Origin of the sequence: Bacteroides sp. NGMCC 1.200775 (assembly GCF_040798045.1) — a bacterium.
Classification (GTDB): Bacteria; Bacteroidota; Bacteroidia; order Bacteroidales; family Bacteroidaceae; genus Bacteroides; species Bacteroides hominis.
The window spans coordinates 218,084-244,745 of sequence record NZ_JASCQK010000005.1 but is presented as its reverse complement, the minus strand read 5'-3'; the positions used below and the strand labels follow the sequence as shown (position 1 = coordinate 244,745).

The window sequence follows — 26,662 nt, the reverse complement described above, 5'->3', positions numbered from 1 at the left end:
TCTTCTTTTTTAGAGGGTTATCATCTAAGAAATCATTTGAAACAGCCTTATACCAATCATTTTATCCTCTCTAAATCATTGAGCATCTCCAGTTATTTTCAGTTGTAGAGGAGAATCAGGAACATTACAATATACTGTAATGGTTTTATTAAAGTGTTCCGGATGATCCGCTTTATAGGTTACAGCCAAATCCAACGACTTTCCTGGTTGAACAGGCTCTCTGGAGTATACTACTGAAGTGCAACCACATGACGTAATTACATCATCAATCACAAGCAAATCGTCCCCAACATTCTTTAAAGTGAAAGTACAATGTTGGGGAATGGTTAAAAAAAATTCCCCAAGATCAATCAGATTTTCAGAAATGATTACCTCTGTCTTCCGCTGTTTTTTTGTAGATTCCGGCTGCTTTCCTGAGATTATATTAATATATAAATCTTTCACCATAGGATTATGAACAGGATTTCCTATTGCTAAGACTTTATTATCTTTATCAATCAAAAATGTCTGATACATCATATCAGAAGGAAAACCATTCAGAATATTTAAAGAATCATTTTCATCAATGCAAATAGGGTAAGTAAAACGCGTTCTCTTCAATAAAGAAATAAGTTCACTTTTCTTTTTAGGATGAAAAAAATACAGACAAGGTACTTGTCTTTTTGATATAGAATCAACAATAGACATAAAATCTCCCCATTCTGACAACTTCAATTTACAACTCATACACCCGATAGAATCAACATAAGTAACTATAGCATAGGTAGAATATTTCTTTTTACATTCTACAACAGAGTCACCCCTAAAAGCTGTAAAAGTCATCTGTTGTGGAAAAACAATTGTTTTATCATTCCATTTTTTTACTAAACGCATCATTTTATCTTGTTTACTTTCCCTACATGAGGTTAGAAGAATTCCCCCAATAAAACATGTAATAATGAGATATAGTATCTTTATAAGATATATTTTGGTACAACAATTCATTGTCATCATTGAAATATTCTATTTTTTTAATTTATATCTTAGAATAACAGGATTCCGTTCTCCACCTAATTTATCCAATACAATGTTATTTTCTTTTTTAATTTTTTCATTCAAGTATTTGTTAATAACTGAAGTGTCACGAGCTATTGTATACATAAAATCCTCGGTTAGAACAGGGTAATATGGAAAGGCAATCCCTTCTTCCAGTTCTCTGATTTTTTTATACTGACCACTACCCTTTTCATATATAACTGTAAATATGTCATGTCTTTTTCCAAAACTAAATTGTACAAGATAAAACAGTTCATTCTCCGCATTTGACAAGAAAGAGTATACGTTATTTGCTAAAAAGGAATCGCTCCCCAAAATATCATCATATTCATTTTGAGATAAATTGGGCTTTAACTTATTAATATTAAAATTATACTTCCCAAAATCCCATTTATAGCGCGGAGTAAAAGATGACCGAGATACTGAATAAACCGTATTGCTAAATGGCTGAGTAAAAAGAGCTTCTCCCTTTTTTATGCATTCCAATAAAAAAGGTCCCCCCAAAGGTGTATTACGACGTATATTTGCAGGAACTTCAAAATATTTACCCTGAATTTTCTTATCACAAATATCATATACCTCTATATTATGCATTCTAACAACATTAAACAAAACTCTTGTACAAGAGTCCACGACTGCAAAGCGATGAACAAGACTTCCCTTATCAAGAACAGGTATTCTTTCAATAAAGTCAAAATTCAAATCATAACAATAAATACCTTTATACGCAGAAAGCAGTTCCAAATTATTCGTATATGGGTTTATGGTAAAGTCAGATAAATCAAAATATTCATCCGGTCCTCCTCCCTGCTTAAATAACTTACTCAGATATTTTCCATTTGAATCAAACAGAAATATAGTTCCCTGCCTTTTATCCATTATAAAAATAGAATCATTATAAAAAATAATTTTATCAATACGATGCAAAAATGACTCTTCTTTTGTTTCGAGGGGAATTAGAGATACATTATCAAATAAATCATAAAATGAAACTTGGCTATTCTCTAAATCCAAATCAACGGATAACATTGTTTTACACATATTTTTTGTCAATGATTTATCACGACTGTTATTACAACTGTAACAAATACCTACAACTAACAATATGAAGAATTTTATTGTATTTTTCATTTTATCTATACTTTAAAGTTAGAGTGGTTGTGTCACAAAAATGTGATACAACCACATCGTTTGGCTAATTAACCGGGGAAAGAACCTCCTCCATGGCTGTCACAACCACTTGCACACCAATCCTCCTGATCACCAGTTTTTATGCATTCATAGGCATATCCCCAACCATAATAAGGATCATATATATCATATCGCCGACAATATTGACACATTCCATAAGAGCCACCATTACAAACGATCTCAACTTCAGGTAACTCATATCTTGCCAATGCTTCTACATTAGCCATCGTCAAATCCGATATTGTCACCTCCGCTCTCTGTGACTGATATATATTGTAGCCTGCAAAAGTTGTGACTACAGCGACTATCAAGGACAAATAAGACAACTGGCAGCACTCGCCCTATAGAAATTTATTTCATTATATGTTCCAGTTATTTGGCATCTCCAGTTATCTTTAACTCCAAAGGAGAAGCGGAAGCATTGCAATATAGTATAATAGTTTTATTAAAGTGTTCCGGATGGTCTGCTTTATAAGTTACTTTAACTGCTAAAGACTTTCCGGGCTGAACAGGTTCTTTGGAGTATTCAACAGAAGTACATCCGCAAGATGTCTTATTATCATAAACGACCAAATTATTATCACCAATATTGTGTATCTCAAAAGTTATATGCTGCTCTCGCCTCCAATCAAAACTCCCCAAATCAACCATATCTTTCTCTATTTTTATCACAGTTCGCATATTTGAAAGAGAATCTCCATCTATTCCTCCTGAAATAAGATGGATATAGAGTTCTCTTACATCGTAATTATGAACCGGATTTCCTATCGCAATTACATGATTGTTTTTATCTAATAAAAAAGTTTGAAAATTTAGCTGTGAAGGAAACTTATTCACTTTATTAAAAGTATCTTCCGTATCCATACAAACAGGATAATCAAAACGATTTTGTTTTAACACAGACCTCATCTCGCGAACATTAGCAGGATGAAGAAAAAAAAGAACCGGTATTTGATAGCCTACTATAGAATCCGCATATTTCATAAAATCCTTCCATTTAGGCAATTGCAATTTACAACTGGAACAACCCAACGAATCGACATAGGTCACGATTTTATAATCCGAAGCAGGGATTTTAAAATCGACAGGAGTTTTTCCATATAACGTAAAACTAAGATTTGTCGGAAATTGTACTTCCTTCCCATTCCAATTTTTAACAAGTTCTTCAAGTTTTTCCTTCTCGGTCTGCTGACATGAGATTAGAAAGAGAAAGCAACCCAGTATAAATATAAGATTTTTCATTTAAAATAAAATTTGATTAAACAGGGGTTATCATCTTCTAAACGCTCTTCCAGCTTCTTATATTCCTCTGGAGGAAGCACTTTTTCATAGTTTGGAAAGTCTTCATTGAAAACAATACAAGTCAGGAAATCTTCATTAAAGGCTAAAGGATGGAGCAAAACACCTTCCGCTGTTTTCTCAAAAAAGAAACTCTTGCCGTCATCCTTTCGATAAAAAAGATTTATCCGATGCCGAAAGCCAAACGTCAACATGGTATAATAATATTTTTTATTCTGAAATTGATGCCTTAATAAATAAGGCACAGTAGAATCACGTAAATACTGCAACATTAATTTATATTCTTCAACCTTTTTATCCTCTAATAAAGTGAATCCATACTCCTTCAAATCAAGATTATCTTTTCCAAAATCCCAACGGTATGCAACCCGTAAGCTATCTGTCCTTACTTCATATACTTCATTTTGATAAGGATTGGAAAAATATACTTTATGTTCATAATTATAAAAAGGTTTAGAATTCAGAGTAGTGAGAACGGGAGGAACATGCCAAAATTCTTTCACATTCTTGGAAGACTCTTTAGAAATAACGCTGATACAATTATCATTCTCAGAGGCAGGTAGTGTCCATGTAACGAAATACTTACTCTCCAGCTCCTCTATCAATTGATAATTTGCCCTCGTTGGCAGTTCTATTTCTTTTATGAATTTTCCATCCAGAGAATACACATAAAGAGAGCCAAATGGAGATAGCATATACACTGCATTTTCTTTTTCTTTAATAACGGCATCGTATATTTCACGATACTCTCCGGGACCTTGTCCCTTTTTACCTATTTTATGCAAAAGATGCCCTTCTTCATCAAAAGAAAACACAGCCGGAACCCCTTCATCGACAATATAATATCTGTTATCTTTAATAATAACTTTCACAGGCCTTACAAGAAAGGAACTATCATTGGTTTCCAATGGAATGACAGATATTTTAGAAAATAATTCTTCCATTGGAACAGGGCGTTCAACCAAATCGACATGTAATACTTCACAGTCGGTTTTATCTCCAGTACTTTTACATGAAAAAAGTACAAACAAGAGAAGTGGTAACAAGATATTCTTCATAACTTTATTAGATTAGATTAACAATGCAGGAAGTTATACCAAGAAATTTGTAGTAATCATCTCCTCTCCTGTATTTTAAAAAAGGAAATGAAGAAACTCTAAACATTTGGTATAACTTCTGCTTAATAGTTAACAGGTACAAGAATATATTTGACTACCGTCAAAATGACAGTTTCCCCAATCATCATAAACCTTGTAGCAACGTCCTACTCCATCAGAACACGTACGGGAGCAAGTGATAGTAGCACCACCCTCAGTATCGCCTGCCAATGCTTCGACATTAGCCATCACCAAGTCTGAAACTATTTTCTCTGTTTTCTGTGACTGATATATATTGTAGCCTGCAAAAGTTGCGACTACAGCGACTATCAGGGCCGCGAAGATTTTCTTACTCATAATTTTCACACCTTTTTATGAGGTTAATAATTTTGTTGTTTCTTGTGTCTCTTTTTCGGGGAATCACCCACCCGCAGAAAAAGTAAATGATGCACCTACTGATTCTTACTTAAATTCATTACCTTTGTAACCTATAAACCTCCTTTCTTTTGAAGGTTTTTCCGGGAGTGGACGATTCTAAACTTTTCCAGAGCATGCATCGTTCCACTCCCTTCCCAACCCAATTAAATATTTAATATCCTTTAAATATATATTTCACACCACTATGATTAACAGGACAATCCAAAGAGCCTACACCTATACAAGAAATATGTGTATATTCCTCACCTTCAGCCAATGCTTCAACATTCTGCAATGACAAAGAATCCAACTTATAAGATTGCTCTCTGAAATACGAGAATACAGCCAATACGAAAATGGCAAAACAGCCAATTGATTTTAAATACTTTTTCATATACTCGGTTGTTTTAGTAACACATAACAAATATAGACGATTTCTTCTGTCTATTAAGAAAACGTTCCTTACTAAAACTTACAAGTTGAAAATCAATAAAATGCCCCCTTACCAGAACTTATATCAAAAGAGTTCTCTCTGCGAGAAGTCATCACTCTTCTTAGGCAGCACCAACTGATACCCACCTTCATTTTCCATTTTTATGATAACACGAGTAGGCGCTAAAGCTTTACGCAAACGAGAAACAGCCGTCCATAAACGATTCTTATCCTTTCGACGATCAGCCCACATCATTTCAAGCAGTTCTTCATATGATAGTTTATTTTCAGAGGCCTCTAAAAAAAGGAGTAAAAGCCGGCTACCCTGAGCATCCAGTTTTATCCGGTTTCCGGCACAATCCAAAACATGATTTCGAGGATCAAAAGTCAACCCTGAACAGAGTTTATAAATGACTAATTCTTCACCAAACATTTCTTTTATTTTTCTCAGTTCTGCTATTTGCAGTTCGCATGCAGCCAACTTTTGTTGAAGCTCTCCCCGGTCTATCTTTTCCTTTTCCAATTTATCGGAAAGCATCGTTATTTGGAGCATACCCTCTTGACATTCCTTTGCAAGAATACTTTGCTGTTCTTTGCTACGTTTCTTCTCTACTGACAATATTTCAATCTGAGCTTCTTTTTGTTTATGCTTCTCCCGTAGATCACTCAGTTCTCTTATCCGCATTTTTTCTTCTTGTTGAAGCAAATTCAATTGTTGTTCATATTGCCTGCGTTTCTCTTCTAAATCTTGATACCGCTCTCTCTCCTTCTCCAGCCTTTCCTTTAGAAGCTCTTCTTCAACCTCCGAATCAGACAAACGTTTTTTCACCTTATACACATAGTAGAAAAAAGCAATAAGTATAAAAGTCACTCCAACAATAAGGACAAATGAAGAAGAAGAGTATCGAATCACCGACCAACAAGTAGAAGATAAAAAACCGGCAACCTCTACCTCACACTCGTTCCCGACATAGGCAATCCAAATGGGCGATACAAAACAATCATTGCCACAACTCCCTTCAGAACGAATACATTTACTTGAATCGGCAGTAACTACCTGTACAGAGGTTTTAGCGACAATATGCCGCATTCTCAAACTATCTGCCCAAATCCGATTCAAAGTATCAGCAGAAAGCTGCTTCTCCATACAAACAACAGAATGCAAAGAACGCTCATTAAAATCAGAAGATATATTTTTCAAATCCTTTTTTACATCTACAACATAATCTTTTGTACCAAACTCAGTTTTCACAGAAAGTCTGGTCCAAGGAGCCGTTGCACCCGATACATTCATAGACACACATGGTAGATCCAGTTCCCTTTCCATTCGCAGCATTTCGCCTTTTAATGCCTGTATGAATAGATTTTTTGATTCCACACGCATCATCTCATTACTTCTCTGATAGAAATAACAACCTATTAATAAAGCTACCAATAGTATCCCTCCAATACCCCAAATTAGTTTTATCGGCCTCATATCTAATTCTCTATTTATACAAATATCGTGTATTTATTTCTGGTTTTAAAGAAAATAAAGAAAAATTTCAAGACAATAAATTCCCCAATAGCATAAACGTATCAAAGCGCATCAAACAGACTACGTATCATTCATTCTTTATTTACTCGCATCCTGTTTGGTGATATACCCAAAACCACTACCTTTGCACCCTCAAAACCCAAACAAAAGCGACTGATGAAATACAAACTCCTCGTACTCGACTTGGACGGAACACTGACCAACGCTAAAAAAGAGATAACTCCACGCAACCGAGAAGCACTGATACGTGTACAACAACAGGGTGTGAAACTGATACTTGCATCGGGACGTCCTACCTTTGGTATTGCACCCTTGGCCAACGAACTGCGCATGAAGGAGTTCGGCGGATTTATCCTCTCCTATAACGGCGGAGAAATTATCGACTGGAGTACCGGAGAGATCGTTTATGCCAATGTATTGCCGGACGAAGTGATACCTCGGCTATACGAATGCGCCACACGCAACCAACTCCCTATCCTGACTTACGACCGGCAATATATCATCACTGAATATCCCGATGACGTGTATGTCCGGAAAGAGGCTTTCCTCAATAAAATGCAGATATATCCTTCCAAGGATTTTCTGAAAGATATCCGTCTGCCGCTTCCTAAGTGCTTGATTGTGGGTGAGCCACATCGTCTGATTCCCATTGAAGCCGAACTTTCGGTAGAACTGCAAGGTCAACTGAGTGTTTACCGCTCGGAGCCCTTCTTCCTCGAACTGGTGCCACAGGGAATAGACAAGGCACAATCTTTATCTGCCTTACTTAACAAGCTGAACATGAACCGGGAAGAGATGGTGGCTGTAGGCGACGGCTACAACGATCTTTCAATGATTCAATTTGCCGGATTGGGTGTAGCCATGGGCAATGCACAGGAACCGGTAAAGAAAGCCGCCGACTACATTACCCTTAGCAACGAGGAGGACGGTGTAGCTGCGGTCGTAAACAAGTTCTTTACAAAAGCACCCGAGAAGGGGGAGACAACAGTTTAAACACAGAAATTAATAAGAAAGCAGGTTGATTTCTCCATGATATTAACGCGTTATATATAAGTATATTATCATTCATCATACTAAACTTATCTCAGCCCGTATACCCGGGCCGGTGGGCCCGGGTATACGGGCTCATGGGCACAGGTATGCGGGCTTATGGGCCCGGGCATGCGGGACGAGATAAAGTCCGGACCATTTTCACTAAAGATACTAAGGAAAAGGAAATGCTTTAAACGGCATAAACAGATAGATAATACGCTATATACAATTACATATCAATACCTTATCCATCAAAAACAGTGGGTGGAAGATGGAAGATAAAGGTGGAAGATAAACGGCTTGAAAACGCTATCTTCCACCCATTCATTTCGCTGATAATTAGATAAGTAAACAGAAAAAGGTGGAAGATGGAAGATCGGAATGCATTTTTCGTATGAGTGGCCCGATCTTACATCAGACACATATACTTACAGAGAATAATCCGGCAGAACACGTCCCAATTCAAATTATTTATTCTAACTTTGTGGTTTAAAACAGAATAAATCTCAAACGTTATGGAACATCAACTGACGATTTACAACACTTTAGATAGAAAAAAAGAGCTGTTTGTGCCTTTGCACGCTCCACATGTGGGCATGTATGTCTGCGGACCGACGGTATATGGCGATGCACATCTGGGACATGCCCGTCCGGCCATCACGTTCGACGTACTCTTCCGTTATCTCACCCGGTTGGGTTATAAAGTGCGATACGTGCGTAATATCACCGACGTAGGCCACCTGGAACATGACGCAGACGAAGGGGAAGATAAAATTGCCAAGAAAGCCCGTCTGGAACAACTGGAACCCATGGAAGTAGTGCAATACTACCTGAACCGGTACCATAAAGCCATGGAGGCACTGAACGTACTTCCCCCCAGCATTGAACCACATGCCTCGGGACATATCATCGAGCAGATCGAATTGGTAAAAAAGATTCTGGATGCCGGCTATGCATACGAAAGCCAGGGTTCGGTATACTTCGATGTAGCCAAATACAATAAAGACTACCATTATGGTAAACTCTCGGGACGCAATCTGGACGATGTACTGAATACAACCCGCGAACTGGACGGACAGGAAGAAAAACATAATCCTGCCGACTTTGCCCTTTGGAAACGGGCACAACCGGAACACATCATGCGCTGGCCTTCGCCATGGGGTGACGGTTTCCCCGGCTGGCATGCCGAGTGTACAGCCATGGGACGTAAGTATCTGGGCGAACACTTCGACATTCACGGAGGAGGCATGGACCTTATCTTCCCGCACCACGAATGCGAAATCGCACAGTCGGTAGCTTCACAGGGTGACGATATGGTTCACTACTGGATGCACAACAACATGATCACCATCAACGGCACCAAGATGGGCAAGAGTCTCGGAAACTTCATCACGCTGGATGAATTCTTCAGCGGCTCACACAAATTGCTGACTCAGGCTTACAGCCCGATGACCATACGATTCTTTATCTTGCAGGCACACTACCGCAGTCCGGTGGATTTCAGCAACGAAGCATTACAGGCAGCAGAAAAAGGACTGAGCCGACTGATGGAAGCAGTGGATGGTCTGGAGAAAATCACTCCTGCAGCTACTTCGAACGTCGACGTAAAAAGCTTGCGCACGAAATGCTTTGAAGCGATGAATGATGACTTGAACACTCCGATTGTGATTTCACATCTCTTTGACGGAGCCAAGATGATCAATAATATCATTGCCGGAAACAATACCATCTCTGCCGATGACCTGAAAGAACTGAAAGAAGTATTCCATACATTCTGCTTCGATATCCTGGGCCTGAAAGAAGAAATCGGCTCGTCGGACGGACGTGAAGCCGCTTATGGGAAAGTGGTCGATATGCTGCTGGAACAGCGGGTGAAAGCAAAAGCTAACAAAGACTGGGCTACGAGTGACCTGATCCGCAACGAACTGACTGCACTGGGATTCGAAATTAAAGATACTAAGGACGGATTTGAGTGGAAACTGAATAAATAAAATCTCAGAAAATTATTTAAAAGCACCACAAAGGACGCGGAGGGAACAGGACTGATAACTTTTTCTGTATACTCCGCGTCCTTTTGTAATAAATCGGAACAGATATTAAAATGACAGCACAAGAATTCTTTAAAAATGACCTTTTTGCCACCAACGCAGGTGTAGAGTTGATTGAAATAAGGGAAGGATACAGTAAAGCAAAACTGGAAATCAAGCCCGAACATCTGAATGCAGGACAACGGACACAGGGAGGTGCCATCTTTACTTTGGCTGACCTGGCACTGGCAGCGGCAGCCAATTCACACGGCACACTGGCCTTCTCCCTTTCTTCCAACATCACCTTCTTACGGGCCAGCGGACCGGGCGACACGCTTTATGCCGAAGCACGAGAACGCTATACAGGACGCAGTACGGGTTACTATCAGATAGATGTAACCGATCAGGAAGGCAGGCTGATAGCCACCTTTGAGTCAAGCGTATTCCGAAAAAAAGACGAAGTTCCGTTTACTTTGTAATGATAGAGGTCTGGGGATGACGGTAACCGCTGACACTCCGCAGGAATGCTTTGGCCGAACCAAAGTTAAGGTGCATATCCAACCGTACCGGAAGATGATTCCGGTCGTCTGTTACATAAAACGTTATAACCTCTTTCTCCTTTCCCTTTTTATTGTACTCTACCAGTGAGAATATCAGACAGCGATAGGTCGTATCGTTTTCGGCAGTAATCTTCTTGATACCCCTGTAAATGAGGGTCTGCTCTTCTACCTTACGCCCTGTCGCCATCGGAAACTGAATACGTTGGCCGACGGTGTAATCTTTCGGATCGAACGAACGGGCCTGCGCCAGAATACTCAACATATCATAAATACACCGGGTATCGCTTTGCTCTGTCTCTGTGACACTCCCATCTTTACGCACCCGTTTCTGGTTGACGTAGCACATCCCGTTCCGGAAAGAAAAACGGGCTTCATCAACGGTATAACGTTTTCCTTCTTCGGCACCTTTCCTGAAATAACGTGGCTCGAGTTTCTCCGTCATGACACTCGTTAAGGTGTCCCGCATCTTAAAAAAGAAATCGGCTTCCTTACTGCTGATGGCCAGCAGATTGACCCGATAGGCAGGTTCGGAATGATACGTTGTGGAATTGGTGGTCAGACTGGCCAAGCCTACTTTCTTCCAGATGAATTTCCAGTTGAAATAGAGTTCGTACATGACGTGCTCACCGGATTTAAACGCATCGTTTTTCGCTTCACATTGTGCGTTACCCGACAATGGGAAAGCAAAAAGCAGAGCAATAATAAGACATACCAACTCTTTCCGCCTAATTGTTACGGCGGTTACGGTTAGCATTTTGACTATCTCGGGTCTTTTTCTTCTTGTCTTCATCTGGTTTCTGTTTTTTAAGTTCGTCCGGCTTTTGCTTATCCAGAGACACAGCCGTCACATTCCAGTCCTGAGTGGCATCCCAGTTCGCTTTAAATTCAATGATATGCGGATAGTAGTATACCATCTCCGGCTGTATACCCTTTTCGTAGTCACCGGGATCCCATACTCCGTTACCGTTGGTGTCATTAATCAACCGGGCTCCATATTTGCCGGGATTCAGATAATAGAACTCCGCCCTCCCGTCAACCACCGGACGCCGTCGAAGCACTTTATCCTGATTATCCAACAGTTCGACAAAAGCAATAGAATCTGCTCCGGTTATATTGAGGAACACGTTACCATATTCTTCGATCTGGCGAACCTTGAAAGCTTGTTTTATTTTATTGGTAAACAAACCATAAATACCATGAAAAGCTGTAGAGTCAACGGCAAACTCATACTCTCCCCCGGGTTCCCAGTCATAATAGAGATTATAGCGGCGCACATCCAGTGAATCATGTTCGAACTCAAAAGAAACATCCGTCCATATCGTATCTACCTTCTGTCGAAGATGGATAGCGGCACTGTCAAAGCGCGCGACCGGTTCTTCGAAAGTCAGGGTAATATAATCGAATACGTCCATAGATGAAGGCGCGTGAGTATTTACCGACAAAAACTTGGTAGGTTCGGGCTCATCGTCTTTCTTCTTTTTCTTTTTAGGTTCTTCTTTCTTCACTTTCTTCGCAGCCAACCTCAGCGTATCTGTACGTGGGACCAACTGATTTAACGTATCTGTGTACAAATAGTTCAGACTCAACGTAAGTGTATCCTGCTTATAGAGCAACGAGTCGCGTATCCAATAATGGATAGTATCGTTACGGAATGTTTTTTCTACAATAAAAGCGTCCTTTTCATCGAAGTTCAGTCCTTTCAGTACAGGTAAAGAGTCCGCCGGAGCCGAAAAATACAAAGAAAACTTTTGGGGAGTAAGGCGTTCACTCTTAACCAGATATTGTGAAACAGAAGGTGTTTTGAACGAACGGAGCACAATATTATCGGGCAGGTAATAAGTATACTTCTGTTCAACAATAGTATCGATAGTCAGTGAGTCGACCCATGTGGTATCCTGACGTATCCTCTCTTCAAAGCGGGGAATAATCAATGAATCATTGAAAGCTACAGCTTCGGCTTTCTGATTATAGAAAAAGTTCTGATCGGCATCCATCAAACCGAAAATACGATATTTACCCGGTGCAACTCCACGAATCGTAAAATGCCCACGACTATCGGTGCGAGCCACACGATCAAAAGGTAATTTGGTAAAAGCCGAGTCATTCAGGTTGGAATGAAGCCCCACTAACATACCTTTTATAGGCTCCAGATCGGAAGCCTCAAGTAATGTGCCCGACACCTCCATCGTATCAATGGAAGCTCCCGTAGAGAACGTAAACGCAAAGTTACCAAGCGGGTTACCTTCATTGTTATCAACAATGGCATCGGAGAAATCGATAGTATAAGTTGTATTGGGTTTTAAAGAGTCGAGAAGATTTACGGTGATCCGCTTTCCTCCGGGTTTTATTTCGGGTTGTTGCAACTGGGGGGGCGAAACCACTACCTTTTCATTAGCCTTCTCGAGCTTAATGAACTCATCGAAATCAAGAACAATCTTTGACTTTTTATTATTTACAGCTCCTGCTGCCGGTGCACTGCCGATGAAGCGGGGTGGCGTTTCATCAAAAGGTCCTCCATCCGGACGCCCCATACTGGCACAAGAATAAAGAGTAGCCATCAAAATAGCGACGCCCAACAGACTACGGATGAATCGTTTTTTTCTATGTATACTGTCTTTTAACATGCTGCAAAAATAAACCTTATCCATTAATTAATGCTATACTTTACACTAATTTATTCAAAAAGAGTCTGCTTGACAAGACAAAAAACGTATCTTTGACCAACAATTTACAAACCTAATAAGATTAACCCCATGAAAAGACAACTGCTGACTTGCTGCCTGGCGATATGTAGCCTCGCAACCATGGCTCAACATGACGAATGGAAAAACCCCGAAATTAATGCGGTAAACCGTGCACCGATGCACACCAATTACTTTGCTTACTCTTCAAGTGAAGAAGCAGCGAAAGCTGACAAAGAAAACTCAAGTAACTTTTTAACCCTGAACGGAATCTGGAACTTCAACTGGGTGAAAGATGCCGATGCGCGTCCGACCGACTTCTACCGGACTGACTATAACGACAAAGGATGGGGACAAATGAAAGTTCCCGGTGTATGGGAAATGAACGGTTACGGTGATCCTATTTATGTGAATGTAGGTTATGCCTGGAGAAACCAATACAAAAACAATCCGCCTTTTGTACCCATAGAAAACAATCATGTAGGTTCATACCGGAAAGAAATCATCATCCCTGCCGAATGGTCAGGAAAAGAGATATTCGCTCACTTCGGCTCGGTAACCTCAAATATGTATTTATGGGTCAACGGCAAATATGTAGGCTATAGCGAGGACAGTAAGCTGGAAGCCGAATTTAACCTGACCAATTACCTGAAACCCGGTAAAAACCTGATCGCTTTCCAAGTATTCCGCTGGTGTGATGGAACATATCTGGAGGATCAGGACTTTTTCCGCTACTCCGGAGTAGGACGTGACTGCTACCTATACAGCCGCAATAAGAAATATATTCAGGACATCCGTGTAACGCCTGATTTGGACGCCAATTATACAAACGGTACACTGGATATAGCACTCAACCTGAACGGAAACGGAACGGTAGAACTGAATCTGGCAGATCCGACAGGGAAAAACGTAGCCACAGCCCAAGTCAGCGGAAACGGTAAAAAGTCTGTTGGCATGAACGTAGACAATCCCGCAAAATGGACCGCAGAAACACCCAATTTATACACATTGACTGCAACATTGAAAAGTGGTAACAATACCACCTTGGAAGTGATCCCGGTCAAAATAGGTTTCCGCAAAATAGAACTGAAAGGCGGACAAATCCTGGTAAACGGTCAGCCGGTGCTTTTCAAAGGCGCCGACCGTCATGAAATAGATCCGGACGGCGGATATGTTGTTTCACGTGAGCGCATGCTGCAAGACATCTTACGAATGAAACAGTTGAACATCAATGCCGTGCGTACCTGTCACTATCCGGACGACAATCTGTGGTACGACCTTTGTGACCAATACGGCATTTACGTAGTGGCGGAAGCCAATGTAGAATCACACGGAATGGGATATGGCAAAGAGACACTTGCCAAAAATCCATCTTATAAAAAAGCACATCTGGAACGTAACCAACGCAACGTACAAAGAGGGTATAACCATCCTTCCATCATCTTCTGGTCTTTAGGGAACGAAGCCGGATACGGTCCGAACTTCGAACAATGCTACACATGGATCAAGAATGAAGACAAAACGCGTGCCGTACAATACGAACAGGCAGGCACCAATCAGTTCACAGACATTTTCTGCCCGATGTATTACGATTATGATGCCTGCAAGAAATATTGTGAAGGCAACATAGACAAACCCCTGATTCAGTGCGAATATGCCCACGCCATGGGTAACTCACAGGGTGGTTTCAAAGAATATTGGGATCTGATACGTAAATATCCGAAATACCAGGGCGGATTCATCTGGGACTTTGTTGACCAAGCCAACCACTGGAAGAATAAAGACGGTGTAGATATTTACGGATACGGCGGCGATTTCAATAAATATGACGCTTCGGACAATAACTTTAATAATAACGGTTTGATCAGTCCCGACCGCCGTCCGAATCCGCATGCCCATGAAGTAGGATATTTCTATCAGTCCATCTGGACCACTCCCGCAGACCTTGCCAAAGGAGAAATAAAAGTATATAATGAAAACTTCTTCCGCGACTTGTCTGCATACTATATGGAGTGGCAATTACTGGCAGACGGCGAAGTAATGCAAGCCGGAGTGATTCAGGACCTGAACGTGGCTCCACAACAAACAGCTACCCTTAAACTGAATCTGAATACGGAAAATATCTGCCCATGCAAAGAACTGCTACTCAACGTTGCTTACAAACTGAAATCCGCCGAAACATTGATGCCGGCAGGAAGTACAGTGGCATATGACCAGTTGACCATCCGTCCGTACAAAGCCCAAACTCCGGAATTAAAGAACCGGAAGGCATCTAACATTGCCGTTCATGTACCGGTTATCAAAGATAACGATCATAACTACCTGATTGTAGAAGGTGAAAACTTCATTATTGAATTCAATAAACACAATGGCTATCTTTCTCGCTACGAAGCAGACGGCATACAGTTATTGAATCAGGGAGCCCAACTGACTCCCAACTTCTGGCGTGCTCCTACCGACAACGACTATGGGGCAGGATTGCAGCACCGGTATGCCGTATGGAAAAATCCGGGACTGAAGTTAACTTCTCTGAAACAGAATATTGAAAACAAGCAGGCAGTTATTCAGGCAGAATATGACATGAAAGCCGTAAAGGGTAAATTGTTCCTGACTTACGTCATCAACAATGAAGGCGCCATCAAAGTAACTCAAAAGATGGAAGCCGGCAAAGAAGAGAAAGTTTCTGATATGTTCCGCTTTGGCATGCAAATGCAAATGCCCGAGAACTTTAATGAAGTAGAATATTATGGCCGCGGTCCGATAGAAAATTACGCCGACCGTAATCACTCTACCATGCTTGGCAAATATCGCCAGACAGTTGCCGAACAATTCTATCCATATATCCGACCGCAGGAAACCGGAACCAAGACCGATTTACGTTGGTGGAGAGTATTGAACGTCAGCGGAAACGGCTTGCAGTTCGTAGGCGATACTCCTTTCTCTGCTTCTGCCCTGAACTACAGCATCGAATCTTTGGATGACGGAGCACAGAAAGACCAACGTCACTCTCCTGAAGTGCCGAAAGCTCCTTTCACCAATCTGTGCATTGACAAGGTGCAGATGGGATTAGGATGTGTCAACAGTTGGGGAACACTTCCGCTTGAAAAGTACCGCGTACCTTATCAGGATTATGAATTCAGTTTCATCCTGACACCTGTACGTCATAAAGTCAACATGTAAGGAATTAAAAAGAAACTCCTCAAAGCAACAATCAAACAGTGATCCGGAGTGTTCCGGGTCACTGTTTTTATATATACCTTTCCCGCTCCGCTTATGCAGTCTTTCCAACGAGAATGACAGATACCTTTTGACAGCTTTTTACGCAACACCTATATTAATTAGAGAAAAACATAGTTAAAAAACAGCTATTCAAAGAACATCAAGATGGAAAAAAGAGTACTTTTGCGCAGAAAACTGATTAAGTACATTCGGTTTTCTCTCCCTTATCATTGAAGGGTTAGCACGATAAATCACATTACCACAAAATGGACATCATTATAAATTGAATATAAAGAAGGTATGAAAAGTAAAATTGTTTTATTTGCATTTTGTTTAGCCCTCCTGTCGAGTTGCGGCAAAAAGGGATTTGACCTGAGCGGGGGAACCCCGGAATGCGCAGTGCAGGTGCTGCAACCCACTACAGTAAATCTGAAGAGTTCCTATCCGGCCACTATCAAAGGTAAACAAGACGTAGAAATCCGTCCGCAAGTATCGGGATTCATCACAAAAGTTTGCGTAGACGAAGGTTCTATGGTACGCAAAGGACAGATATTGTTCATCATCGACCCGGTACAATATGAAGCCGCTGTCCGTTCGGCCAAAGCAGCTGTAGCTACTGCAAAAGCCGGAGTGAACACACAAGAAATCACAGTGAACAACAAACGTGAATTGAATAAAAAGAATATCATCAGTGATTACGACCTGGCGATGGCAGAAAACTCTCTGGCATCTGCCAAAGCACAACTGGCTTCCGCACAGGCACAACTGATAAGTGCAGAACAAAATTTAACCTTCACCAATGTAAAAAGCCCTTCAGATGGTATTGTCAACACAATTCCTTATCGTCTGGGAAGCCTTGTCAGCCCTTCTATCCAAACTCCGCTGACCATCGTTTCGGACATTAACGAAATGTATGTCTACTCTTCACTGACTGAAAAAGATCTATTGGCACTGGTACGTAAAGACGGTTCTCAGATTTCAGCTGTAGAGTCTTATCCGGAGGTAGGGCTTGAACTATCGGACGGAACCACCTACGCCGATAAAGGTAAAATGTCCACCATTAGTGGTGTCATCAACCAAAATACCGGAGCAGTAAGTATTCGGGCCACTTTCCCTAACAAAGAACATTTGCTGAGAAGCGGTGGTATGGCCAACCTGATCGTACCCTATCATCTGGAAAATGCAATTGTTATTCCGCAAAAAGCTACAACGGAAATACAAGACAAGAAATTTGCTTTCGTATTGCAGCCGGACAATACTGTAAAGATGACTGAAATAAATGTTTTCAATGTGGATAACGGACACGATTACGTAGTGACTTCCGGCTTGAAAGCTGGTGAAAAAGTGGTCTTGGATAATGCCAGCACCCTGAAAGACGGACAGGCAATCAAACCAGTTACTCCGGAACAGGCTAAAGCCAACTTCCAACAAGCACTTGAAGAGAAAAAACAAGGAAAATAAAATCAGCATAGCAAGTTAAATATGAAACTAGATAGATTTATTAATCGTCCGGTACTATCTACGGTGATCTCCATCGTTATAGTAATCTTGGGTATTCTGGGCTTGATTTCGCTGCCTATTTCCCAATATCCGGATATTGCCCCACCTACGGTAAGCGTTTCGACCACTTATCAGGGTGCTAATGCACAAACGGTATTAAACAGTGTAGTCGCCCCGCTGGAGGAGCAAATCAACGGTGTGGAAAACATGATGTACATGAGTTCCACAGCAACCAATACCGGTGAAGCCCGTATTGACGTATACTTTAAACAAGGCACCGATCCGGATATGGCCGCGGTAAACGTTCAAAACCGCGTAGCCAAAGCACAAGGTCTGCTACCCGCCGAAGTAACCAAAGTAGGCGTCATCACTTCAAAACGACAGACCAGTATGTTGCTGGTATTCTCTTTATATAGTTCCGACGACAAATACGATAACGAATTTCTGGAAAATTATGCCAAGATCAATCTGGTGCCGGAAGTGCAACGCGTACCGGGTGTAGGTGACGCCATGGTGCTTGGTGCAGACTATTCAATGCGTATCTGGCTGAAACCGGATATCATGGCCCAATATCACCTGATGCCTACCGATGTTTCCGCAGCATTGGCCGAACAGAACATTGAGGCTGCTCCGGGAGCATTCGGTGAAGAGGGTAACCAGACTTTTCAATATACTCTGAGATACAAGGGGCGCCTGCAAAGTCAAGAAGAATTTGAGAATATTGTAATCCGTGCTACTGAAGACGGACAGGTACTTCGACTGAAAGACATCGCCAGTGTAGAATTGGGACGTCTGACTTACGGATTTACCAATAAAGTGAACGGGCATCCGGCAGTAACCATCATCGTATTCCAGACAGCCGGTTCGAATGCGACAGCTATTATCAACGACATCCTCGCCTTACTGGATAAGTCAGCTTCTACCTTCCCACCGGGCGTCAAAGTAAATGTATCACAGAATGCCAATGACTTCTTGTTCGCCTCTATTCATGAGGTAGTCAAGACATTGATCGAGGCATTTATTCTTGTATTCATTGTGGTATACATTTTCCTGCAGGATCTACGCTCCACATTGATTCCTGCTATCGCCATCCCGGTTGCATTGATCGGTACGTTCTTTGTCTTATATCTGATTGGGTTCAGTATCAACCTTCTGACACTATGTGCCATGGTACTTGCCATAGCGATTGTGGTCGATGATGCGATCGTCGTCGTGGAAGGCGTCCATGCAAAACTTGACCAAGGCTATAAATCAGCCCGTCTGGCTTCCATCGACGCCATGAATGAATTGGGAGGTGCCATCGTTTCTATCACATTGGTAATGATGTCTGTATTTATTCCGGTAAGTTTCATGTCCGGTACTTCCGGTACATTCTATCGCCAGTTCGGTCTGACAATGGCTATCGCTATTGCACTTTCGGCCTTGAATGCTTTGACATTGAGTCCTGCACTGTGTGCCATCCTACTGAAACCACACGATCCGAACAAAAAAGAAAAAGTGACGCTTGCCAAACGTTTCCATGCTTCATTCAATGCGGCATACGATACGATTTTGAAAAAATATAAGAAAAGGGTACTATTCTTCATCCAGAAACCTTGGCTTACAATCAGTGCGGTAGTAGCCGGCTTTGCCCTGATGATTTTCCTGATGAATATCACCCCGACCGGTTTGGTTCCGAATGAAGATACAGGTACCATCATGGCTGTTGTCGACATGCCCCCGGGTAGTTCTAAAGAACGTACCGAAGCGGTGATGCAACAGGTAGACAGCCTGATAGCTTCAGAGTCGGCAATCGACAGCCGTACGATGATTGTAGGCTATAGCTTCATAGCAGGACAGGGACCCAGCTACGGTTCATTTATTTGTAAACTGAAAAACTGGGATGAGCGATCCATCAAAGAACGTTCAGACTTTGTTTCGGGCATGTTATACCTCAAAGCTCGTGAAGTGATTAAAGACGCCCGTGTACTGTTGTTCGCTCCACCGATGATTCCGGGTTATAGTGTGTCCAACGGTTTTGAGATGAACCTACAGGATAAAACGGGAGGTAGCCTTGACAAATTCTATGAGGTGGCTCAGGATTTCATCTCTAAATTGCAGGCCCGTCCCGAAATTCAATCAGCGCAAACATCGTTCAATCCGAACTTCCCGCAATACATGATAGACATCGACGCAGCTGCCTGTAAGAAAGCCGGACTATCACCTAACGATATTCTGACCACTTTGCAAGGCTACTACGGTGGTTTGTATTCTTCAAACTTCAACCGCTTCGGTAAAATGTATCGCGTAATGATTCAAGCGGAACCGAACAGTCGCACCAACCTCGAGTCGCTGAAGTCAATCAAGATACGCAATGGTAACGAAATGGCGCCTATCACTCAGTTTATGAATATTAAGCGCATCTACGGACCGGATAATATCAAGCGATTCAACATGTTTACCGCTATGACCATCAACGGTTCTCCCGCTGACGGCTATAGTTCCGGTCAAGCCATCCAGGCAATGCAGGAAGTAGCCGAACAGACTTTACCTACAGGATATGGCTATGAATTCTCGGGTATGACCCGCGAAGAACAAAGCTCCAGTGGCAGCTCCACAGCTATGATCTTCGTTCTTTGCTTCGTATTCGTTTATTTGTTGCTGAGTGCCCAGTACGAAAGTTATATTTTACCATTGGCTGTATTGCTTTCTATTCCTTTCGGTCTGGCAGGCAGCTTCATCTTTGCCCACCTGATGGGATTGGCCAATAATATCATCCCTATTTTAGGAGCAGCTACCAACAACATTTATATGCAGATTGCATTGATTATGTTGATAGGTTTGTTAGCAAAGAATGCGATCCTGATTGTCGAATTTGCCCTCGACCGTCGTAAGATGGGTATGAGCATCACCTGGGCTGCCGTATTGGGAGCAGGTGCACGTCTCCGTCCTATTCTGATGACCTCTTTAGCAATGGTAGTAGGTTTGATTCCGTTGATGCTTGCCATGGGAGTAGGTGCCAATGGTAACCGTGCTTTGGGTACAGCTGCGGTAGGCGGTATGTTTATCGGTATGATATGCCAGATATTTGTGGTTCCTGCTTTGTTCGTTCTCTTCCAGTATTTACAGGAGAAGGTGAAACCTATCGAATGGGAAGACATCGATAATACAGATGCAGAAACAGAAATTGAACAATACGCTAAATAGGAATAAAGAAAAGAATATGAAGAAACAAATTATAGGTATGTTGTGTGCAACTGCTCTCCTGAGCAGCTGCCACATCTATAAATCATATGACAGACCTAAGGATATAGAAGCTTCCGGGCTTTACCGGGATACAGTATCTGTTGCCGATACTTTGGTATCCGATACTGCCAACTTCGGAAATCTGCCTTGGAGAGAGGTCTTCACAGATCCTCAGTTACAAGCGTTAATCGAACAGGGACTGACTCACAATACTGACCTGCTGACTGCCGCACTGAAAGTGAAAGAGGCACAGGCATCGCTGATGTCAGCCCGCTTGGCTTATGCTCCTTCACTCGGATTGTCACCACAAGGAACCATCAGCAGTTTCGACAAACATGCGGCAACGAAAACTTATTCACTGCCTGCAACTGCCAGTTGGGAGATCGATTTGTTCGGCAAACTGCTGAATGCCAAACGGGGTGCACAAGTAGCATTGTTACAAACGAAAGCATATCGCCAAGCTGTACAGACCCAGATCATCTCGGGAATTGCCAATACATACTACACGCTATTAATGCTCGACCGTCAGCTCGACATCACCGAACAGACCGCCGACATCATGAAACGTAATGTTGAAACGATGCAAGCTATGAAGGATGCCGCCATGTTCAACACGACCTCTGCCGGAGTGGAACAAAGCAAAGCTGCCTATGCACAAGTATTGGCCTCTATCCCAGCCATTCAGCAGAGTATCCGCGAAACCGAAAATGCCATGTCTATGCTGCTGGCACAGGCGCCGCAGACTATTCAACGGGGAGTCCTTGAAGAACAGCAATTGCCGGAAGAGTTTTCAGTAGGTGTTCCTTTGCAGCTACTTTCTAACCGTCCGGATGTAAAAGCAGCCGAAATGGCTCTGGCCAGCACTTATTACAATGCAAACTCAGCCCGTGCCGCCTTCTATCCGCAGATCACAATCAGTGGGTCAGCCGGATGGACCAACAGTGCCGGTAGCGCCATTGTCAACCCGGGTAAACTGCTGGCCTCCGTACTTGGTTCACTTACTCAGCCGCTGTTCTACCGGGGTGCAAACATCGCCCGTCTGAAGATAGCCAAGGCACAACAGGAAGAAGCTAAACTGGCCTTCCAACAGAGTATACTGAATGCAGGAAGTGAAGTAAGCAATGCACTGTACCAGTATCAGAGTGCTTCCGAAAAAACGGCTTCCCGCAAAATGCAAGTGGAATCATCAGAGAAAGCATCTGAATATACAAAAGAATTGTTTAAATTAGGGACGTCTACTTATCTGGAGGTATTGTCGGCCGAACAATCTTTGCTCAGTGCCCGTTTATCTCAGGTAAACGATACTTTCGACCGGATGCAGGCTGTAGTAAGCCTTTATCAGGCATTAGGCGGCGGAAGAGAAGATTAACTTTAAATACAATACAATTATGATTAGTCCATTAGCATCGATAGCCCCCGGGGCAAAAATCGGTAAGAATGTCACCATTCAACCGTTCGCTTACATTGAAGATAATGTCGAAATAGGGGACGACTGCATCATTATGTCTTATGCCAGCATACTGAATGGTACGCAGCTGGGAAAAGGTAACAAAGTGCATCAACACGCCGTACTCGGAGCGGAGCCACAGGATTTCCATTACAAAGGAGAAGAAAGTTCACTGATCATCGGTGATAACAATCATATCCGCGAGAATGTAGTCATCAGCCGGGCCACTTTCGGCGGAAACGCCACAAAGATCGGCAACGGCAACTTCCTGATGGACAAGGTTCATGTCTGTCATGACGTACAAATCGGTGACAATTGCGTAGCCGGTATCGGTACTACAATTGCCGGAGAATGTGCCTTGGACGATTGCGTGATCCTGAGTGGAAACGTCACACTCCATCAATATTGCCATGTAGGACAATGGACGTTGATTCAGAGCGGTTGCCGCATATCAAAAGACGTACCTCCTTATGTTATTATGGCCGGAAATCCGGTAGAATATCACGGAGTAAACGCTGTAGTATTACAACAACATAAAAATACGAGCGAAAGGGTCTTGCGACATATTGCCAATGCTTACCGTTTGATCTATCAGGGCAATTTCAGCCTGCAGGATGCAGTACAAAAAATTGTAGACCAGGTTCCCATGAGCGAAGAGATAGAAAATATCGTTGCATTCGTCAAGGAGTCAAAACGTGGAATCGTAAAATAGGCACAATCATCTGCCGATAAAGAAAAGGTGTAGTCATCCTGGGATGGCTACACCTTTCTTTTATTATTTTCCATGCTTTTACACAGGCAGGTTCATTCTATTCAAACTCCAAGGTACCGAAGAAATCGGGACGATGGAAATCCGGTTTCTCTATTTTAATCGGATTCCATGAAAGGAAATGCGGGGTCTGCAATTCGTCTCCACATTTGTAGAAGTTCGCAGTAATCGTTTTTCCGTCCAGAGAAGTAATATTGTGTTTAAAGAATGCTGTATATGGAATGATCAGCGCCACTTCCCAGTTACACTCTTCAATGCGTTCATTGAACGGCTGGCGTCCCAGGCTGGCCCAACGCTTTACCTGATCCATCACTTCCTGAGAGGCACGCTCCCGGTCGTTACGTTCTGCTCCGGCACCTATAAGAATCGTCCCGATACAGTTGCATTCGATGTTATAATAAATACCGTCACCGGCAGGCACAGAAAAGAACTCCACGCAAGAGTCCGTCCACACAGACCCGTTGTCCTCTCCGTACTTAGCCCTCACACTGGCCTCTTTCACATTAAAGTGCAACAAAACAGCATCATCGCTATGGGCTATACGGAACTCCACTTTCGGACGATAAGGATAAGCTTCCCAATTCACATTATCAATAGTCTGGAAACCGATCTTTTCTTTATCCAGTAATTCGGGAAGTGCATCGACCTCCACATTAGCAATACTGATCTTTTTTACTTTCATGGTCTATTCTATTTTTATCTTGCAAAAATATATACTTTATTCCAGTATTTCATTCTCCATCCGGTGCTATTTTACAACCTTTTCCGAAAACGTTTACTTTCGGGTATCCTTTTTCATGGTCAGTCAGATGATTTCCTTACCTTTGCAGCGTGAAACAACCATCTTACATTGATTTAAGATAATAACTTCAACGGGTAAATCCCCATTGTATCTAACAAATAACACAAAAAATGAAGAAGCATCTAATTTTATCTGCCTGCCTGATGATGGCAGTAAGCAGTTTTGCTCAAAAGAAAGACTTTAGTTATAAGTTTTACGGACAGATTCGCACAGACCTTTATTACAACAGCCGTGCTAACGAAGAGACAGTAGACGGATTGTTTTACATGTATCCCAAAGACGAAGTACTCGATGAAAACGGCAAGGACCTGAACGCAACTGCCAACGGTAGCTTTTATACCTTATATACCCGCCTGGGAATAGACGTAGCCGGCCCTAAATTGGGACGTGCCATGACTTCTGCCAAAGTAGAAGTGGACTTCCGCGGCTCAGGAACTTCCTACTCCACCATCCGCTTACGCCATGCCTACCTGAACCTGGATTGGGGACGTTCAGCTCTCTTACTCGGCCAAACCTGGCATCCGCTGTTCGGTGACGTATCACCACAAATACTGAATCTTTCGGTGGGTGCACCTTTCCAGCCATTCAGCCGTGCCCCTCAAATTCGCTATCGCTATACACATAAGGGATTCCAACTGACAGGAGCCGCAATCTGGCAATCGCAGTATTTATCGCAAGGCATTGCGGGCAAGAGCCAGGCTTATATAAAGAACAGCTGTGTCCCCGAATTCTATCTGGGACTCGATTATAAAGCCAACGGATGGATAGCCGGAGCAGGCATAGAACTTCTCTCTCTGAAACCCCGTACAGAGTCTAAAATAGATGATAAAGTTTATAAAGTGAACGAACGCATCACCACTTTATCTTATGAAGGACATGTAAAATACAGCAATAAAGACTGGTTTGTAGGGGCCAAAACCGTATTGGGCTCTAATCTGACACAAACTTCGATGCTCGGTGGATTCGGAATCAAATCGATCGATAAGCAGACCGGAGAACAGAAATATACACCGATCCGGGTATCCAGTTCATGGCTGAACGTTGTATACGGACAGAAATGGAAACCGGGCATCTTCCTGGGATATGTCAAGAATCTGGGGACAAGTGATGCTTTAGCATCCGGTCAACTGTACGGAACAGGAACCAATGTAGACCAGGTAGTAACTGCCGGAGCCGAACTGACATACAACGTCAATCACTGGAAGTTTGGAGTGGAATATACCTATACTTCCGCTGCTTACGGTTCACTGAATCTTAAAAACGGCAAAATCATCGATACACATTCCATCGGTAACAACCGTATCGTAGGTGTAGCCATGTTTATGTTTTAAAAACAGATGAATAATACATTACCTATCCACTTCGCTCCGCTTCAGGGATATACCGAGGCAGCCTATCGTAATGCCCATGCCGCCGTTTTCGGCGGCATAGATGTCTATCATACTCCTTTTGTACGAGTAGACCGGGGAGAGTTCCGCCACAAAGACGTTCGAGACATTCTACCCGAAAACAACCGGGTGGCCCGCCTTATCCCGCAACTCATAGCCTCCGAAGCGGATAAAACAGAGCGTATGATCGCCCTCTTCATCGAACAGGGCTATCGGGAGATAGACATCAATCTCGGCTGTCCTTTCCCGATGTTGGCAAAACGGCAATGCGGGTCCGGCATGCTGCCTTATCCCGACAAGGTGGAGGCATTGCTAAAACAAACGGAACAATTTCCCGACATACGCTTTTCGGTAAAGATGCGTCTGGGATGGGAAAAACCGGATGAATGCCTGTCACTGATACCGTTGCTTAACGCTGCTCCCCTGACCGAAATCACCCTCCATCCCCGGTTGGGCATCCAGCAATACAAAGGTGAGGTAGACATGGAGGGATTTACCTCTTTCTACGAAGCATGCAGACATCCCGTAGTCTATAATGGAGATATCCTGACCGTAACAGACATCCACCGCATTACCGACAAGTTCCCAAGCCTTGCCGGAGTGATGATCGGACGCGGATTACTGACAAACCCTGCATTAGGCTGGGAGTACAAAGAAGGCAGAAAGCTTTCTCCCGAAGAGTGGCATGAAAAGCTTAAGGCACTGCACACAGCCGTTTTCCTTCATTATGAAGAGCAGATACAAGGTGGCGAAGCGCAACTGGTAACCAAGATGAAAACATTCTGGGAGTATCTGGCTCCACAGATCGACCGGAAAAGTTGGAAAGCTATCCATAAAAGCACTACGCTCACCAAATACAACATTGCCGTCCGTTCGGCATTCTGACAGAAAGTTCATCCGGACAATGCGTAGTTTGGCATCCGTTTCATTACCACTGATAGTCAGCAAATTATATTTACCTGTATTTTCCTTTCGATGTAAAAGCATTTACCCCGACATGTAAA

At 42.5% G+C, this 26,662-nt stretch carries 21 protein-coding genes; 10 read left to right on the top strand and 11 right to left on the bottom strand.

Annotation, left to right across the window (positions count from 1 at the left end):
* Positions 1 to 75: 75 nt before the first annotated feature.
* The 8 genes from QK890_RS14820 to QK890_RS14785 form a co-directional block, all read right to left on the bottom strand.
* Positions 76 to 984, bottom strand: a complete 909-nt coding sequence (locus QK890_RS14820) for a DUF1573 domain-containing protein (protein ID WP_032540448.1) — start codon at positions 982 to 984, stop codon at positions 76 to 78.
* 18 nt (positions 985 to 1,002) lie between these two features.
* On the bottom strand, positions 1,003 to 2,166 hold the full coding sequence (locus QK890_RS14815) for a 6-bladed beta-propeller (protein ID WP_080715597.1): 1,164 nt from the start codon (positions 2,164 to 2,166) through the stop codon (positions 1,003 to 1,005).
* 68 nt (positions 2,167 to 2,234) lie between these two features.
* Positions 2,235 to 2,552, bottom strand: coding sequence for an NVEALA domain-containing protein (locus QK890_RS14810; protein ID WP_080715598.1), 318 nt, complete (start codon positions 2,550 to 2,552; stop codon positions 2,235 to 2,237).
* A gap of 46 nt (positions 2,553 to 2,598) precedes the next feature.
* Positions 2,599 to 3,468, bottom strand: coding sequence for a DUF1573 domain-containing protein (locus QK890_RS14805; protein ID WP_137569998.1), 870 nt, complete (start codon positions 3,466 to 3,468; stop codon positions 2,599 to 2,601).
* On the bottom strand, positions 3,465 to 4,583 hold the full coding sequence (locus tag QK890_RS14800; protein WP_032541086.1) for a 6-bladed beta-propeller: 1,119 nt from the start codon (positions 4,581 to 4,583) through the stop codon (positions 3,465 to 3,467). The genes QK890_RS14805 and QK890_RS14800 overlap by 4 nt, the downstream gene beginning before the upstream one ends.
* Before the next feature lie 129 nt (positions 4,584 to 4,712).
* Positions 4,713 to 4,979, bottom strand: a complete 267-nt coding sequence (locus QK890_RS14795) for an NVEALA domain-containing protein (protein WP_005797066.1) — start codon at positions 4,977 to 4,979, stop codon at positions 4,713 to 4,715.
* Between the two features lie 232 nt (positions 4,980 to 5,211).
* The gene (locus QK890_RS14790; RefSeq protein WP_032541087.1) at positions 5,212 to 5,433 is read right to left on the bottom strand and encodes an NVEALA domain-containing protein; all 222 of its coding nucleotides are present in this window, start codon (positions 5,431 to 5,433) and stop codon (positions 5,212 to 5,214) included.
* Positions 5,434 to 5,556: 123 nt separating this feature from the next.
* Positions 5,557 to 6,948 (bottom strand): winged helix-turn-helix domain-containing protein, encoded by a 1,392-nt coding sequence (locus QK890_RS14785; RefSeq protein WP_032541088.1) that lies wholly within the window; start codon positions 6,946 to 6,948, stop codon positions 5,557 to 5,559.
* A gap of 216 nt (positions 6,949 to 7,164) precedes the next feature.
* Between QK890_RS14785 and QK890_RS14780 the strand changes: the two genes are divergently transcribed.
* The 3 genes from QK890_RS14780 to QK890_RS14770 all read left to right on the top strand — a co-directional run bounded on the left by QK890_RS14780 (position 7,165) and on the right by QK890_RS14770 (position 10,546).
* On the top strand, positions 7,165 to 8,001 hold the full coding sequence (locus QK890_RS14780; protein WP_032541090.1) for a Cof-type HAD-IIB family hydrolase: 837 nt from the start codon (positions 7,165 to 7,167) through the stop codon (positions 7,999 to 8,001).
* A 554-nt stretch (positions 8,002 to 8,555) separates the two neighbouring features.
* The gene (gene cysS / locus QK890_RS14775; protein ID WP_005812284.1) at positions 8,556 to 10,031 is read left to right on the top strand and encodes a cysteine--tRNA ligase; all 1,476 of its coding nucleotides are present in this window, start codon (positions 8,556 to 8,558) and stop codon (positions 10,029 to 10,031) included.
* Between the two features lie 110 nt (positions 10,032 to 10,141).
* A complete protein-coding gene (locus tag QK890_RS14770) occupies positions 10,142 to 10,546 on the top strand; it encodes a PaaI family thioesterase (RefSeq protein WP_005779558.1) in 405 nt (134 codons plus the stop codon).
* On the opposite strand, the gene QK890_RS14765 is transcribed toward QK890_RS14770, so the two are convergent.
* Positions 10,536 to 11,417, bottom strand: a complete 882-nt coding sequence (locus QK890_RS14765; RefSeq protein WP_032530739.1) for a DUF3108 domain-containing protein — start codon at positions 11,415 to 11,417, stop codon at positions 10,536 to 10,538. The genes QK890_RS14770 and QK890_RS14765 overlap by 11 nt on opposite strands.
* Positions 11,353 to 13,275, bottom strand: a complete 1,923-nt coding sequence (locus tag QK890_RS14760; protein ID WP_005822637.1) for an Ig-like domain-containing protein — start codon at positions 13,273 to 13,275, stop codon at positions 11,353 to 11,355. Before QK890_RS14760 ends, QK890_RS14765 begins: the two co-directional genes overlap by 65 nt.
* Before the next feature lie 105 nt (positions 13,276 to 13,380).
* On the opposite strand from QK890_RS14760, the gene QK890_RS14755 reads away from it, so the two are divergent.
* The 5 genes from QK890_RS14755 (at position 13,381) to lpxA (ending at position 23,411) form a co-directional block, all read left to right on the top strand.
* The gene (locus QK890_RS14755) at positions 13,381 to 16,488 is read left to right on the top strand and encodes a glycoside hydrolase family 2 TIM barrel-domain containing protein (protein WP_032541091.1); all 3,108 of its coding nucleotides are present in this window, start codon (positions 13,381 to 13,383) and stop codon (positions 16,486 to 16,488) included.
* Positions 16,489 to 16,827: 339 nt separating this feature from the next.
* Entirely contained in the window at positions 16,828 to 17,988 is a 1,161-nt protein-coding gene (locus tag QK890_RS14750; RefSeq protein WP_005812297.1) for an efflux RND transporter periplasmic adaptor subunit, read from the top strand.
* Between the two features lie 21 nt (positions 17,989 to 18,009).
* Positions 18,010 to 21,213, top strand: a complete 3,204-nt coding sequence (locus tag QK890_RS14745) for an efflux RND transporter permease subunit (RefSeq protein WP_005779563.1) — start codon at positions 18,010 to 18,012, stop codon at positions 21,211 to 21,213.
* A 16-nt stretch (positions 21,214 to 21,229) separates the two neighbouring features.
* On the top strand, positions 21,230 to 22,621 hold the full coding sequence (locus tag QK890_RS14740; RefSeq protein ID WP_005779564.1) for an efflux transporter outer membrane subunit: 1,392 nt from the start codon (positions 21,230 to 21,232) through the stop codon (positions 22,619 to 22,621).
* Between the two features lie 19 nt (positions 22,622 to 22,640).
* Positions 22,641 to 23,411: an acyl-ACP--UDP-N-acetylglucosamine O-acyltransferase gene (gene lpxA / locus QK890_RS14735; RefSeq protein WP_005779566.1), complete on the top strand. Its 771-nt coding sequence runs from the start codon at positions 22,641 to 22,643 to the stop codon at positions 23,409 to 23,411.
* 97 nt (positions 23,412 to 23,508) lie between these two features.
* On the opposite strand, the gene QK890_RS14730 is transcribed toward lpxA, so the two are convergent.
* Positions 23,509 to 24,150 (bottom strand): carbohydrate-binding family 9-like protein, encoded by a 642-nt coding sequence (locus QK890_RS14730; RefSeq protein WP_005779568.1) that lies wholly within the window; start codon positions 24,148 to 24,150, stop codon positions 23,509 to 23,511.
* Between the two features lie 230 nt (positions 24,151 to 24,380).
* Between QK890_RS14730 and QK890_RS14725 the strand changes: the two genes are divergently transcribed.
* Positions 24,381 to 25,601 (top strand): hypothetical protein, encoded by a 1,221-nt coding sequence (locus QK890_RS14725; protein ID WP_005812304.1) that lies wholly within the window; start codon positions 24,381 to 24,383, stop codon positions 25,599 to 25,601.
* A 6-nt stretch (positions 25,602 to 25,607) separates the two neighbouring features.
* A complete protein-coding gene (locus tag QK890_RS14720) occupies positions 25,608 to 26,543 on the top strand; it encodes a tRNA-dihydrouridine synthase family protein (RefSeq protein ID WP_032541094.1) in 936 nt (311 codons plus the stop codon).
* Positions 26,544 to 26,662 lie beyond the last annotated feature (119 nt).